Annotated in this window: 14 protein-coding genes; 8 read left to right on the plus strand and 6 right to left on the minus strand. The window is 51.7% G+C overall.

Translation table 11 applies throughout. The features are described from left to right. Positions 1-29: 29 nt before the first annotated feature. The 5 genes from ACEW81_RS09525 to ACEW81_RS09545 all read left to right on the plus strand — a co-directional run bounded on the left by ACEW81_RS09525 (position 30) and on the right by ACEW81_RS09545 (position 5,930). Entirely contained in the window at positions 30-716 is a 687-nt protein-coding gene (locus ACEW81_RS09525; RefSeq protein WP_373532749.1) for a sigma-70 family RNA polymerase sigma factor, read from the plus strand. Between the two features lie 235 nt (positions 717-951). Continuing rightward, positions 952-2,112, plus strand: a complete 1,161-nt coding sequence (locus ACEW81_RS09530; RefSeq protein WP_373532750.1) for an HlyD family secretion protein — start codon at positions 952-954, stop codon at positions 2,110-2,112. Positions 2,113-2,186: 74 nt separating this feature from the next. Then, the gene (locus tag ACEW81_RS09535) at positions 2,187-3,272 is read left to right on the plus strand and encodes an ABC transporter ATP-binding protein (RefSeq protein ID WP_373532751.1); all 1,086 of its coding nucleotides are present in this window, start codon (positions 2,187-2,189) and stop codon (positions 3,270-3,272) included. Then, complete coding sequence (locus ACEW81_RS09540) at positions 3,265-4,431, plus strand: ABC transporter permease (protein ID WP_373532752.1); 1,167 nt, start codon at positions 3,265-3,267, stop codon at positions 4,429-4,431. Before ACEW81_RS09535 ends, ACEW81_RS09540 begins: the two co-directional genes overlap by 8 nt. Before the next feature lie 200 nt (positions 4,432-4,631). Further along, positions 4,632-5,930, plus strand: coding sequence for a TolC family protein (locus ACEW81_RS09545; protein WP_373532753.1), 1,299 nt, complete (start codon positions 4,632-4,634; stop codon positions 5,928-5,930). Between the two features lie 101 nt (positions 5,931-6,031). Here ACEW81_RS09545 and ACEW81_RS09550 read toward each other — a convergent pair whose 3' ends face one another. From ACEW81_RS09550 to ACEW81_RS09575, 6 genes are all read right to left on the minus strand, one after another. Continuing rightward, positions 6,032-6,232: a hypothetical protein gene (locus tag ACEW81_RS09550; RefSeq protein ID WP_373532754.1), complete on the minus strand. Its 201-nt coding sequence runs from the start codon at positions 6,230-6,232 to the stop codon at positions 6,032-6,034. A 294-nt stretch (positions 6,233-6,526) separates the two neighbouring features. Continuing rightward, entirely contained in the window at positions 6,527-6,904 is a 378-nt protein-coding gene (locus tag ACEW81_RS09555) for a hypothetical protein (protein ID WP_373532755.1), read from the minus strand. A 152-nt stretch (positions 6,905-7,056) separates the two neighbouring features. Then, on the minus strand, positions 7,057-8,277 hold the full coding sequence (locus tag ACEW81_RS09560) for a family 8 glycosyl hydrolase (RefSeq protein WP_373532756.1): 1,221 nt from the start codon (positions 8,275-8,277) through the stop codon (positions 7,057-7,059). A gap of 4 nt (positions 8,278-8,281) precedes the next feature. Further along, entirely contained in the window at positions 8,282-10,255 is a 1,974-nt protein-coding gene (gene thrS, locus ACEW81_RS09565) for a threonine--tRNA ligase (RefSeq protein ID WP_373532757.1), read from the minus strand. 162 nt (positions 10,256-10,417) lie between these two features. After that, on the minus strand, positions 10,418-10,864 hold the full coding sequence (locus ACEW81_RS09570; protein ID WP_373532758.1) for a hypothetical protein: 447 nt from the start codon (positions 10,862-10,864) through the stop codon (positions 10,418-10,420). A 74-nt stretch (positions 10,865-10,938) separates the two neighbouring features. Beyond that, positions 10,939-11,307, minus strand: a complete 369-nt coding sequence (locus ACEW81_RS09575; RefSeq protein WP_373532759.1) for a hypothetical protein — start codon at positions 11,305-11,307, stop codon at positions 10,939-10,941. 187 nt (positions 11,308-11,494) lie between these two features. Between ACEW81_RS09575 and argF the strand changes: the two genes are divergently transcribed. From argF to ACEW81_RS09590, 3 genes are all read left to right on the plus strand, one after another. Then, complete coding sequence (gene argF / locus ACEW81_RS09580; RefSeq protein WP_373532760.1) at positions 11,495-12,457, plus strand: ornithine carbamoyltransferase; 963 nt, start codon at positions 11,495-11,497, stop codon at positions 12,455-12,457. A gap of 402 nt (positions 12,458-12,859) precedes the next feature. Continuing rightward, positions 12,860-13,636 (plus strand): 5'/3'-nucleotidase SurE, encoded by a 777-nt coding sequence (gene surE, locus ACEW81_RS09585; RefSeq protein ID WP_373532859.1) that lies wholly within the window; start codon positions 12,860-12,862, stop codon positions 13,634-13,636. A gap of 194 nt (positions 13,637-13,830) precedes the next feature. Next, the gene (locus ACEW81_RS09590; protein ID WP_373532761.1) at positions 13,831-14,670 is read left to right on the plus strand and encodes a Fe-Mn family superoxide dismutase; all 840 of its coding nucleotides are present in this window, start codon (positions 13,831-13,833) and stop codon (positions 14,668-14,670) included. Positions 14,671-14,756 lie beyond the last annotated feature (86 nt).

The raw sequence follows: 14,756 nt of genomic DNA on the forward strand, positions 1-14,756 counted from the left end.
TTACAACGCAATGGCTGGACTGAATTAACGTGTCATCACCCAGAAAAGTTCCCGGAAAAGTGAACATTACCCAGTTCCTTCCCTTGGTGGAGCGGGTGGCAAAGGTGGAGTACCGTCGTATTCCTTCGCATATGGTGGATTACGAGGAATTGGTCAGCATTGGGGCCATTGCCATTCAGGCTTTGCTTAAAAACAAAACCGCCGAGGAAGTGGAAAAGCTGAACACTTCTTACATGGCCACGGCCACCCGTTGGGCCATTCGCAATGAATTACGCTCTCGCTACAAGTGGTACACACTCAAGCATGCCAAAAGCAGCGAGGAAGAAGAAGTGACGCCCCCCACCACTGAAGGCGGCGTAGCGCCGGCGGCCCCTTCTCAGGAGCATGTGCGGGAAGCCATTTATGAAACCATTCTATCCATCGAGGGCATTCAGGAAGGCCATGATGGGGACGCTTCCTACGATTTCATCAGCGATGGTTCCGCCACGCCCGAAGAAAGTCTTGAAATTGTGGAGTTGGGTCGGGCCATTAAAAAGGCCATTGAAAGCCTGTCTCCCAAAGATCGAACCATTATGGAATATCGCTTTTACCGCAATATGCAGGTCAAAGATATCGCCGCCATGGTGGGCTTATCCAGCTCCCGGATTACCCGCATTGTGCAAGCCTCGCTCAATCAGGTGCGAGACTATTTGCGGGATAACAACCATCTGGAATAAGCCGTCCGCTTTGCGGATTGCCGGTTGGGTTTAATTTTTTTGAGCAAAAAGTCTTTGGGCTTAAACTTGCCTGCGCACGGATTTGACTGAAGCACGGCTGTTTAAAAAGGGCAGTGGCCTTTTCTAGCGGTGTTTTTTCTGGTACAGAACATCAATTGTCACAAAAGGGGTTCGATTCCGGGCCGCTTTCGGTATAATTGATGCAACTTGTAATTTGGAAAAGTACTGTACCTTCATGTCTAAGCCTTTCTACTTTAAATTGGTGGCAAGCGTGGTTGTGGTGGTTGTTTTAATTGCCGCCACGGTCCTATTCTTCAATTTCTGGCCTGCCAAGCCCGCATTCAAGCTGTCTGGCGAAGTACAAGCCCGAGAATTTCGCAACGGCTCCCGGTTTGGGGGGCGTGTGTTGAAGGTTCTGGTTCAGGAAGGCCAAATGGTGAAGCAGGGCCAGCCTTTGGTTATTTTTGAAGGCTCTGATCTGGATGCCAAAATTGCGGATGCTAAGGCCACACTGGCCCAGGCGCTGGCTCAGGAAAAATTATTGGCCAAGGGTGCTGATATTGGTCAGGTTCGACAAGCGGGGGCGGGGGTACAACAGGCCCAGCAACGCCTGAAAATGCTGTCATCTGGCGGGCGGCCCGAGGAAGTGGCTCAGGCCCAAAGCAAGGTTCAAATCGCTGAAAATCAGTTGGATCAAGCACGCAAAGCGGTTGAAAACGCCAAAACGATGCTGGAAGAAGGCATTATTTCTCGCCAGAAATATGAAAGCCTGACCATTGCCGCTGAAACCGCCCAAAGTAATTTAAACGCTGCCAACGCGGCCCTGAGTTTAATGAAAAGCGGTGGGCGCAGCGAGGAAAAACGCATTGCCAGCGCTCAGCTTTCCGCCGCCAAGGCCCAATATGGGCAATTGCTGGAAGGCGCCGAGCCGGAAGAGTTCAGCATTGCTTCGGCCAATGTGGAAAAAGCCCGCAGCAACCTAAAGGCGCTAGAAGCCCAGTTGGGGGAATTGAACATTCAGGCCCCCTCGGTGGGTTATGTCAGCGTGGTGGCGGTTACCCCCGGCGAGCTGGTGCCCGCTGGACGCCCGGTTGTGACCATTATTGATTACGATCGGCTTTGGGCCGATGTTTATATGCCGGAATCCAAACTGGTGGCCTTGTCCATTCAGCCGGGAGCGCCGGTTTCGGTGGTCACCCAAAGCAGTAAAACCACCCGCTTTGAAGGCCGTGTGGCGGTGGTCAACCCCAAAAGCGAGTTTGTGCCCAACAGCGGTGGCGATAGCAGTAGCGAAGAGTCCACCTTTCGGCTCAAAATCAACATCGCCAACAAGGATGTATCCGGGAAAACCATGCTGTATCCGGGCATGAAGGTGGATGTCTACTTTAACCCGTAAGTTTTCTGCCAGACGCTGATGCTCCCTCTGTCAGGGCAAGTCTCCGTCCGCTAGCCATAGGCTTTGATAACCCCATGACCCTTTCTGCCGAAACTCAACCTCGAACCCTTCTGGCTGAGCCTGCCATTATTACAGAAAATCTGGTGCGTACCTTTGGCGACAAAGTGGCCGTGGATCATCTGAATTTGCGAATTGAGCAGGGCGAGATTTTCGGGTTTCTGGGTCCCAATGGTTCCGGGAAATCCACCACCATTAAAATGCTGTGCGGATTGCTGACCCCCACTTCCGGCAAGGCCATTGTGAGTGGCATTGATGTGCGCCGGGACCCTGAGCGGATTCGGGGCAAAATTGGGTACATGCCCCAAAAATTCAGCCTTTACGAGGATTTAACGGTTAAAGAGAATATTGATTTCTACTCCCAGCTTTACGGGGTAAAAGGCCCGGGGGCCAAAAAGCGCAAAGATGAAGTGATTGAGCTGGTGGGCATTGGGCATTACCGGGGATTTTTGGCCCGTCAGCTATCAGGGGGCTGGAAGCAGCGCTTGGCGCTTTGTTGCGCCCTGGTGCATCAGCCCGAAATTATTTTTCTGGATGAGCCAACGGCATCTATGGACCCGGTGGCCCGTCGTGGCCTGTGGGACTTGTTGTTTACCCTGGCCAGCAACGGGGTTACCCTGTTTGTGACTACCCACTATATGGATGAAGCCGAGCGTTGCAGCAGTTTGGGCTATATTTATAACTCCAAACTCATTGTGAGTGGCGGGCTGGAAGAGTTAAAACACGCCAAAGCCGTGGTGGGACAAGGTAATATTCGATTAGAAGTGCTGTGTAAGCCCTTGGTTAAAACCTTTAACCAAATTAAAGCCTTGCCCTATGTTCAGGATGTCACCATTTTTGGGCAAGCGCTGCATGTGGTGAGCGAAGACGGGGACGTTTTGAGCAAAATTGGCTACGATTTGGCCCGAACCGAGGTTCAGGTGCAGCAAATTCGTGAAATTGAGCCTTCGCTGGAAGACGTGTTTGTGACTCTGACCAAGGCCAGTATGGCTGAGGATGAGAGTCGTCAGCGGGCCTTGAGTGCCGCCAGTAAAGTGTCTGCCAGTGGTTTTGACGATGACGAGCCGGATGAATCCAAACGGGAGGCAAATTCCAATGCTTGAAGCGTTGCGACGGGGCGAGTTTTTGGGGCTGAGCTGGGCGGGCATTCAGTCTATTTTTCGCAAAGAGATCATTCAACTGCTGAGGGACCCCTATTTGGTGATGTTTATCATTGCCTTGCCGGTTATTCAGCTGATGGTTACTGGTTTGGCGGTGCAGCGCGACTTAAAGCACATTGCCACCGTGGTGGTGAATTACGACAAAAGCAGCGCCTCTCGTGAGCTGCTGTCTGATTTTCAGAACAGCACCCTGTTTGATCTGGATCAGGCGGCTTCTTATCAGGACATGATGCAAAAAATTCGCAATGGCAGTTACCGGGTGGGCATTGTGATTCCGCCCGATTACTCGGAAAAAGCGCTGTCGGGCGCTGAGGCCCCCCAGTTAAATATTATTGTGGACGGCACTCAGGGGACCATTGCCAAAACCATTGTGGATGGGGCCAGCCAGGTGGTGTTGAACCACAACCGCAAACTCCTGTATAACGCAGGCTTACAGGTGGGCGAGAGCGGCTTTGGAGCCGGGGTGAACCTGAATGCCAAGGTGTTATACAACCCCAAAATGTCATCGGCTTATTACTTGGTGCCAGCCATTTTGGCCATTGTGATGCACATGCTTACCATTCTATTCACCAGTTTTGCGGTGGTGCGAGAGCGAGAATCGGGTACGCTGGAGCAATTGATGGTGAGCCCGGTGAAGGTGCCTGACTTGATGCTGGGCAAGGTGTTGCCCTATGCCTTTATTGGCTTTCTGGACATGATGCTGACCCTGGGGGTGATGGTCTGGTTCTTTAATATCAGCATTTCGGGCAGCTTTTTCTTTTTATGTTTTGCCTCCATGATTTTTATCCTGACCTCTTTGGGCATTGGCTTGCTGATTTCGGTGTTGTGTAAAACCCAGGTACAGGCCATTCAGCTGACCATGGCCATTTTTCTGCCCAGTTTGTTACTCACCGGCTTTGTGTTTCCGCTGGAACCCATGCCCTGGTTCATTAAAATTGTCAGTTATTCCCTGCCCTTAACCTATTATCTGGAAATTATCCGGGGGGTGGTTATCAAAGGGGTGGGGGGCGCCGAATTAATGCTGCAAACCGTTATTTTGCTGGCCATGGCCATTGGGATGCTGGGGGCCAGTATTTTGCGCTTTAACAAGCAGATTAATTAACCTTGCCGCAAACCCGTTTGCGAAGCGTACTATTCTGAATTTGGGCCACAGGCGGTAAAATGAGAAGCGGCGTTCCTGTGGTGAATGTAAATACGATGATTACGAATGATGACCCTGATTGAATTTTGGTAAGGCGAGATATGAGCGGACTTTTGATGAATCAGAGAGCATATTGGTTAGGTGGGTTGCTGGTGAGCGCTATGACCCTTGGTTTTAGTGGGCTGGCGGCGGCGGCGGATCCCCTGCCTCCCCAAGTGTCCCCCCGAGAGGAGCAGCAGGCTTTGGCCATGCCGCTGGATTTTTTTAAGTCCTCTCCCGCCAAAAATCAGCCTGAGTCGGTCAAGTCGGTGCGCCTTGGCGTTAAAAATCGGGAAATGCCTGAATTGCAAAACTCCCCGGCCATGGCTGAGGTATTGCGCCTGAAGTGGCAGCCCGCCCCGCTTTACGGAAAATCAGACGACTTACAAAAAATAGGGCTGGACAAAGTATTTAAAACCACCGCAGCGGGTAATCTCTCTATTATGCAGGCCAAAACCCAGGTGACAGAGGCTGAGACTCAGGCCCGTGAATTGCTGGAATCGAACCCTTTGCTTTTGTTAAACCCTATTCAACTGGGCCTGTTAAAGCAGGCGGAAGCCTTTCAGGTTCAGGCGGCTAAGTCTCACGTGCAAGTGGTTCAACAGCAGGCGCTGCTGGAAGGGGCCAATCGGTATTTGGCTCTTACGCAGGCTTATTTGGCCAAGTATTTGGCCTTTGAGGCCATTGAGCAGGGACGGAACCAGCTCAATCTGGAAGAGCGTCGTTTTTTGAGCGGGGAATCCGATCGCTTTGGATTGACCCAGACCCAAATGGCGCTGATTGATCGCTATCAACTTTATTTAAACGCGGATGCCGCCTACTATACGGCATCTCTGTCCTTGGCCAACCATCTGGGCCTTTCTGAGGATCAAGCCCTGGTGCCTGAAGAGGTTAGTTTGCGCAATGAGATTAACAAGGTGCCTAGCCTCCGGTTACTGCCTGCTCAGGTCACGCTGGCCATGGCTCAGAAGGCCGCTTTGTCTCGCCCGGATATTCAGGAATTTAAATTTCGCAAAGAGGCTTTGTTGAAGTTGGTGAAGGCCAGCTTTGGCAATGACAAGCGCAAGCACGAAGCCGAATTGGCCCAGTTGGAAATGCGGGGGGAAGAAGGGTTGGCGCTGGTTTCGGTAGCCACCAGACGGGCCTATGCCCAGTTCCAGACGTCGCAAAAAACTCTGGAGCTGGCTCAGCAGCGTTATGAGTTGGTGTTAGAGCTGGTTCGTCAGCTGGAGGTTAGCAACAAGGCCGGGTTTAGTAGCGCCAAAGATGTGCTGGACGGTCAAAAAGAGCTGGCCAAAGCCAACTCGGCTCTGATTGAATCTCGTTTGCAAAGCAATCTGGCTCAAATCCAGCTGGCCTATGAAATGGGCATGTTGCAAGAGGATTTACCCTCTCATCCCTTAACGCTCAACGCGTTGTAAAAAGCAGGCTTCAAAAAAACAGCTCGCATACTCGGCGAGCTGTTTTTTTGATATTAAAATCCACGGCTTGGGCGGATGCTGCAAAATAAAGCGATTGAAGCCTAGTTGGCGCTGTGCCAGGGGAGCAAATCGGCCCAGAAATCGGGGTTAGCACGACCCACTTCCAGAGTCTGCATTTTGTTGATCATAAAAATGTGCTTCAGGTACATAATTTCAGCCTGAATGAGGGGGTCCATCTGTACTTTGTTTTGCTCGGGCTCTATGGTTAATCCTAATGTTAAAGACAGTTCAATTTCAGTCATTGAGTCTTTCTCTCTTTCTGTCCAGAGACAATCACGCAAGATGCTGATACACTCATCTCGATTGTTATATTTATAAAAAAACAAACAAAAGAGAGGAATTGCCTCGATTCCCGATCTTGTTACGAAGCGACACGCAAGGCATTTTGCCCACGCTCAGAACCGTTTGAACCCCCATGATTTTCCCCAAACAAAAAACCAGAGCCTGATTGCATTCAATCAGGCTCTGGTTTTTTGATTCAATAACGCTGGGGGCCAATCAAAGGCTGTCCCAACGCCTATTCTGGCTGGGCTTTATTACCCCAATTCATGCTGCTGAATAGAAAGGGCTTCTTCCCGCTCGGGTAAAGGAAAATCGCTCATGCCGCAATCCAGCATATAAATATAATTAATGAGCTGGACGGCCAGATCCTGTTGATGCTCATCGGATAAATGCTTAATCACTTCTACCAAATGTCTGGCATGAATTTCAAAGCGGTTGCGCCGAAAAGTAGGGAATAAAAACTGAATGCGCCCGGTTTGGGTGCTGAGGGCCGCTGAATCCAGGATGCCCTGGTTTTTCATGACCGAAAACAAATACTGAGCGGCCATTTCCTGATGCAGATGAGAGGCGTTTTGCAGCAGGCTGATGGCCATAGAAAGCGTTGGGTTTTTATCGTACCAGCGATGTTGCATAGGCGAGTGAGCTCCCAACGATTTGACAGGCGGAAACAGGTAATAACTGGGTATCGGCAGAAAGCCTGAGAAGTTGAGGGTTTTAATGCGCGATTTTAACAATTAGAAACATGGCAGCGCTTCAGCTACCAAAAACCGCTTAGGGCCTGTGTTTAGTAAACCTCGGTGGGACTAAGCGACAGCAGACGAGTGAGGCGGCCAATGGCAGAGCCTCGACTGAAGCGGGGCGGCTCCAGATACACGTTATAAAGCCCCAGTCCGCACCACAGCCAATTTTGGGCATAGTAATCGTTTTTGGTGTTCCACTCCCCACCGGGTTTTAAATTAGGCACAATTCTCTTTTGCAGCATCTCTTCGGCCAGGCGCTGATCCTGAATGTACATGCTGGGGAAAACCGCCCCGTAAATGGCCCCCGATTGTAATTGAGGGTGCCGCACAATGCCATCCCAGGTAATGGAAACCGGCATATCCTTACGGATTTTCCAGTAGCGGGGCAGCATGTTTTTTTGTTTTAAAAGCAAGGTGGCCCGCTTTTCCAGCGGATTCATCAGGGCGTCCAGCCCCACCCGCCAATAGGCCCGAATGGCTTCATAGCCAAAATCGCTGCGCTCATCGGCAGGGTCCTGATAAAGCCGGATATTGTCGTTATCCATGGAAATTTCCACCCAATCCGGTATCAGGCCGGTATCGGTCTGGGCCACCGAACGGGTCATAATTTCGTAGGAGGAATCAATCAGCAGCGTCCAGTCATGATCGTCATCCACTTCCGCAAACACCCGGTAAGCGTAGGGGGCAAAGTAAGAAGGGTTAATCTGGTAGGTGCGCCCCTTTTTGGGCCAGTCTCCGGGCAGCAGCACCCGACCCAGTGGGGCGTTGATGGTCAGGCGATCCCAGATTTCATCTAAAATCAGCTGGGCGTCTTGCTCATAAGCCGGATCGTTCCATTCCTTATGGGCCAGCAGCAAGGCCAAAGCAATGTCCTGATCGGCATCCGTGGCGCTGGTGGTGTCCAAAGCGCCCCAGGTTTGATCGGCCTTTTGTCCCCATTTCCATGAAAACAAATGATCGCCCCGTGGAATTTGCAAATTGTCCTTGGCCCACTGGTAGGTTTTATCGAAAGTGGTTTTGTCTCTGAGCCAAAAGGCCCGCAGCATGGCGTAAGCCTGCCCTTCCGAGGTGCTGATGTTGCCGTTGTAGTCGATCACCCGCCCGTCGGCTTGCACAAAGGTATCCTTGTACTGCTGCCAACTGCCTTTTAGCAGGGCCCGCACTTCCAAATCACTCAGGCTACCCGCCGCAAAGGCGTTGGGCAGGCATAGCAACAGGGTTAGCAGGAGTGGGAACCATCGGGTTCGGGTCAACCAACGCAGCATTCAGCTAACCTACCTTTTGAGGGACGTGTACCATCTGCTTGCCCTTGGATTCAATTTCGGCCTTGATTTGGGCCATAAACTCGCTGGCCGCCACTGCGCCCAAGTCGCCTTCCGAGCGGCTACGCACCGCCACCTGATTGGCTTCCAGTTCTTTGTCCCCAATAATCAGCATGTAGGGAATTTTAGCCAGTTGGGCCTGACGGATTTTGTGGCCGATGCCCTCGTTGGCCAAATCGGTTTTGGCTCGCACCATTTCGGCCCGTAAGCTGGCTTCCACTTGTTGGGCGTATTCCACATGGCGATCGGCAATGGGCAGAATGGCCACCTGTTGGGGGGCCAGCCATGCGGGGAACGCGCCGGTGTAATGCTCAATCAGGGTACCCGCAAAGCGCTCCAGACTACCAAAAATAGCCCGGTGAATCATAATGGGGCGCTTGCCCTGTCCGTCTTTATCGGTGTATTTCAGGTCAAAGCGTTCCGGCAGGTTGAAATCCAGCTGAACGGTAGAACATTGCCAGGTTCTGCCAATGGCGTCCTTCAGCTTGAAGTCAATTTTGGGGCCATAAAAAGCGCCGTCGCCTGCGTTCACTTCATACTTCAGGCCGTATTCTTCCAGCGCCTCTTTCAGGGCCTGTTCCGCCTGATCCCAGATGGCGATATCGCCAATGCATTTTTCAGGACGGGTGGACAGCTCCACTTCAAAGCTCATGTCAAACATTTTCAGGGTGTCATCCACAAAGCGAATCACTTCTACTACTTCGCTGCGAATTTGATCAATGCGGCAGAACAGGTGGGCGTCATCTTGCGTGAAGCCCCGTACCCGGCTCAATCCGTGCATGGTGCCCGATTTTTCGTAACGATACACGGTACCCAGCTCGCTCAGGCGCAACGGCAATTCCCGGTAGCTGCGAATGCGGCCCTTGTAAATTAAAACGTGCATGGGGCAGTTCATGGGTTTGACGATATATTCCTGATCGTCGATTTCCATGGTGTACATGTTTTCCATGTAAAAGCCGGTGTGGCCGGAAATGTCCCATAAGTCCCGTTTGGCGATATGCGGGGTGTACACCAAATCGTAGCCCCGTTTGCGATGCTCCTTGCGCCAGTAATTTTCCAGCTCTTCTCGCACGGTGGCTAAATTGGGGTGCCACAAAATTAGGCCGGAACCCACTTCCTCTTCAATGCTGAACAGGTCGTATTCCTTGGAAAGCTTGCGGTGATCCCGTTTATCGGCCTCTTCCATCTGGTGCAGGTAGGCGTCCACTTCTTTTTGATCCCAGAAGGCGGTGGCGTAGACCCGTTGCAACATGGGGTTATTGGCATCCCCTCGCCAGTAAGCGCCCGCCACACTCAGAATTTTAAAGGCCTTCAGCCATGAGCTGTCCGGCAAGTGGGGGCCTTCGCACAAGTCAAACCAGAGATCTTCGCCCGTTTTGGCGTCTTTATTAATGTACAGGGTGCTTTCGGGGGCGTCTTTATATTTTTCCAGAATTTCCGCTTTATAACGCTCGCCGGTGCTTTTAAATTCGGCAATGCGGGCTTCCACATCGGGAATCACAAAGCGCTCAAAGCGCTGGGCTTCTTTGGCAATGCGCTGCATTTCGGCTTCAATTTTAGGAAAGTCATCCGGGCTGAGTTTATGCTCGGGAATGTCCAAATCGTAGTAAAAGCCGTTTTCAATGGAAGGGCCGGTGGCCACTTTGGTTCCGGGCCAAAGGCTTTGAACCGCCTGAGCCAGAATATGGGCGGCCGAGTGGCGCAAAACATCAATGGATTCGGCATCTTTCTTGGTTAAAATACGAACCGTATCCCCGTTGCTTAAAGGGGTTCGCAAGTCCTTTACCACACCGTTTACAACGGAGGCCATGGCGGCACGGGCCAGCCCTGCGCCAATGGATTGGGCCAGATCCTCGGTGGTGGCTCCATCCTGTAAGGATTTCTCGGTACCATCGGGGAGTTTTACGGTAATCATACTCATTCCAATCTAATCGCTTGCCTTGAATACGGAGGACTTCACACGGGAGACTTGATACTGGGGACTTACATGGGGTCTATCAGTGCCATTATATGCCGAGGCTCACCCGCTTGCAAAGGTGAAGCAGACAGCTCGCACCGGTGGGCCAACCCGCTTGAGAACGCTCTATTTGATGCCCAGGCTTTGTTTAAGGCCCTTAATCATATTGCCAATGACATCACTGTCTTCGTGGGCCTTAATTCGGCTGAGGGCGCTTTGCGCTTTTTGGTCGGTGGCGTTGATTTTGGAATCCAGATAAGCCAGCCGGGTGTTCAGTTCATCCAGCGTATGCTCTTGCGATTCCAGCCGGGTTTTCACATCGCTGCTTTTTACGCTATCGGTTACGGTGGATAACTCTGAGCTGAGATGGCTGATTTGGGTTTGCTGATAAGCCAGAAACAGGATAAGGGCCACGATAACGCCTCCCACCAGATAGGGTTGCATGGCTTTGCTAGGGAAACCCTGTTTGAGATCCGGGTTGGCAGCGTAGGCAGTGGGTGTTACGGTTTGGGCGCTGGGGTTCGGGTTAAGATTGCTGGCGGTGGTTTCGGTGAAGGGTTGTGGGTCGGGCATGGAAAGATCTCCTGTTATTGCTTGTATTTTACCCTGAATGAAAACCCCGGCGTTCACCAATTTGTGCTGCGTGTTTAGCGGAAAATCCGGCGCAAGGTATTCAGCACGCCACCTTCTTCCGAATCGGGGGCTTGAGTGGGATCGACCGGGTCTGCCGGTTGATTGGGTTCATTGACCCGCTCCAGCGCATGTTGTGGCCTTTGGGCGTTGGTATCAATCACCCCTTTTACCTTGCTGTCCATATACCCCACTCGGGAATCCATTTGTTCCAGAGTGGTCAGTACCTGCTGATTTTGGGCTTCCAGCGCCCGCACCCGGCTGAGCAAATTCAGTCGATCGGTGTTCAGCATTTTATAATCCTGCTTCAGGCTGGCGATTTGAGATTGCTGATACAGTCCCAGTAAAATCAAGGCCACGCTCAGGGCAATCAGTGCTTTTTTCATCGGGCGAGAAGCTCCTTTGGCAATGGGGAAAATGAGGTTCGAGTTTATTGTCTAATGGAATGCTTTGTTTTTCACGTTTTGTTTTCTGAGATTCGGATTTTCGTTGTTTCCCACTAATTTCGGGTAAAATGCCCTTATTGTCCCTGCATGAAAGGGGCCTTTGTTTGAGAGAGGAGTTTCTGCTGCTATGTCTGCCATCCTGGATGCCCCGGTGTTGCCCACGTACCTGAAAGGTCGGGATTTTCTCAATTTTCTGGAATACTCCCCGGAGGAACTTCAGGAGTTATTAACCTTAGCGGCGCAACTCAAGCAACTCAAGCGCAGCAAAACCCCTCACAAACTGCTGGAAGGCCGCAGCGTGGCCATGTACTTTGAAAAGCCCAGTAACCGCACCCGGGTTAGCTTTGAAGTTGGTATTTTTGACTTGGGCGCTCACCCCTTTATGTTGCGGAAAGAGGAAATTAATTTGGGAGTGCGGGAAACCATCGCCGATACCGCCCGTACCCTGGCCCGCTATGTGGATTGCGTCATGATTCGTACCTTTGCCCATCAGGATGTGGAAGAACTGGCCCAGTGGTCCGATGTGCCTATTATCAACGGGCTGACCGATGATTATCACCCTTGTCAGGTTCTGGCGGATTTGCTGACCGTGCAGGAAAAATTCGGCAACCTGAAGGGTCGAAAACTCACCTACGTTGGCGATGGCAACAACATGGCCCACAGCTTGATGCTGGGTTGCGCCATGGTGGGTATGGATGTCACCATTGCCAGCCCCTCGGGCTATCAGCCTCAGCCGGAAATTACCAAAAAGGCGCAGGAACTGGGCGCCGTGAGTGGGGCCACTGTGGTGATTTCCGATGACGTGAAATCGGCGGTGAAAAACGCCTCTGCCGTGTACACCGATGTGTGGGCCAGCATGGGGCAAGAGGCCGAGGCCGAGGCCCGCAAGAAGGTATTCAGGGAGTATCAGGTGAATGCGGAAAACATGGCCCTGGCCTTGCCGGAAGCCATTGTGCTGCACTGCTTGCCAGCGCACCGGGGCGAGGAAATTACCGCCGAGGTGCTGGAAAAACACGCCGATATTATTTTTGAGCAGGCCGAAAACCGGCTGCATGCCCAAAAAGCGGTGCTGGCAGCCATTATCAAGTAGCCTTTAAGGGTGTTTAAAAGGCCATTGTATTGCAGAATACGATGGCCTTTTTCTGATTTTCCAATGCGGATTCACCTGATGGTCTATGTCAGGTTTGACCATGTGGCTCTGCAATGGGGCGGGCGAATTGGTTACGATGAGAGTATCAGTTTTCCACCCAAGCCAAAGGGGACGTTAATATGACTATGATCAATCAACTTCAAAACTACTTTTTCACTTGCAGAGGCCAATCGGTGAGAACCCGTTTGAAATGGTTGATTCACTTCAGTTACTAATGGGTCGGTTTTAAATCCGTTAACTTCTTTATGGATTCACGATTGGTTCACTCAAATGGGTTCATACAGGCAGGGCGCTTTTTTCCCCTTCCCTTGCAGGCCCTTGCCGTATTACACTAGGGTTATGCTGAAAATTCTGATTTCCAATGACGATGGCATTTTTGCCACGGGCCTGCAAACACTGGCCGCTAAATTATCCCAACAGTACGAAGTGTACGTGGTGGCCCCCGATCGGGAGCGCAGCGCCATGGGGCACGCCCTGACCCTGCACAAGCCCATTCGTATTGATGAAGTTGAAATGAAGTTTCCGGTGGCCAAAGCGTTTTCCACCAGTGGAACACCCAGCGATTGCGTGAAACTGGCCTTGAACGCTTTGCTGGATGTGAAGATTGATTTGGTGGTTTCTGGCATTAATCATGGCCCCAATCTGGGTTCCGATGTGATTTATTCAGGCACGGTCAGCGCCGCCTTAGAGGGGGCCATTCACGGCATTCCCAGTATCGCGGTTTCGCTGGTGAATGGCTCGGATAAGCTGGCCGATTTTAGCCATGGGGCGGAGTTCATTGCCGAGTTTTTACCCTTGGCCATGAAAGTGGGCATTCCGGCCAAAAGTATTTTGAACGTGAATATTCCGGCAGTGTCCCGGCATCATTTTGCGGGGGTGCAAATTGCGGAACTTGGTACCCGGATGTATACGGATAGCTACGAGCGTCGGGTAGACCCCCGTGGGGGCGTTTACTACTGGCTGGCTGGCGAAGTAATTGAAACCGGCGAAGCCGAAGGCACCGATGTAGAGGCCATTCGCAACAACATGGTGTCCGTGTCCCCGGTGCATTACAATTTGTCTAACTACAGCGCCCTCACCCTGTTGAAAGAGAAGCTGGAAGTGTTGGGCAAGCTGTAACCGCTTACCCCTTCAACTGGCCCTCACCGGCAAGGTTGGCTTTATGGCTGAGCTGGAGTGTGCTTTGGCGCATAGGCAGTTGGCCGGGTTTGTTGCAAAATAGCGCTAATCTCTCTGGTTGCTTATGGCAAATTAGTCAGAGAGTATTCGACCCACAGCAAAAAGCTTTGTTGAAAGAGTAGAGGAGTGTTTGTATGACACAGAGTAGTGACAACAACGGTATCCATCCGTCCCCGTTGGCCCCCAACCCACCCATCGCTCGCCGGGATTTTTTGAAAATGGCCGCTGCCGTGGGGGGAAGCGCCCTGGCCCTCAGCCAGTTTGGGTTAAGCGCCCATGCCGCCCCGCCCGTTAAGCCCCCGGCCAAACCCGCTGCCAAAGGCCTGATCATGCCCTCAGATCACCCCATGCATGCTTATGATGCCAAGGAAGCCATTCAGGCTAAAACCTTCCCCAATTTATCCACGGTGGAAGGCATTAGCCAAAACCAGCTGGAACAGCATCTGGGGTTGTACAAAGGGTATGTGGGTAAAATCAACGACATTGAAACCCAAATTCACGCCATGCAGCCCGATTTGGAAAAAATGAACGCCACCTACAGCCCTTACCGGGAGCTGCATGCCGAGCAAACCTACGCCCTGAACGGGGTCATTTTGCACGAATACTATTTTGAGAACATTGGCGGCGCCAAGAAAAAAGCCACTGAAACCGAGATGGTTCACAAAATTTTTACTCAGGAATTCGGCACTTGGGATAACTACGTCAATCACCTGCTGGCGGTGGGGAAATCCTCTCGGGGCTGGGCTTTGACCGGTTATAATATGCGCGATCACCGCATACATAACTACGGGCTGGATCTGCACAATCAGGGGGTGCCGGTCAATGTCATTCCGCTGCTGGTGCTGGATGTGTACGAGCATGCCTACATGATCGATTTCGGCACCAAGCGCCCCGCCTACCTGGAAGCCTTCATGAACAACGTAAACTGGGCCGTGGTCGATGATCGCCTAAAAACCATGATCCTGCACGGATAGAAATGAATTCACTGAAATTTTAATAAAAACAGATCAAAAACCCCGGCATCTTTTCAGGTTGCCGGGGTTTTTTCTCAAGGCTTGCT

Source organism: Vampirovibrio sp., from assembly GCF_041737375.1.
Classification (GTDB): Bacteria; Cyanobacteriota; Vampirovibrionia; order Vampirovibrionales; family Vampirovibrionaceae; genus Vampirovibrio.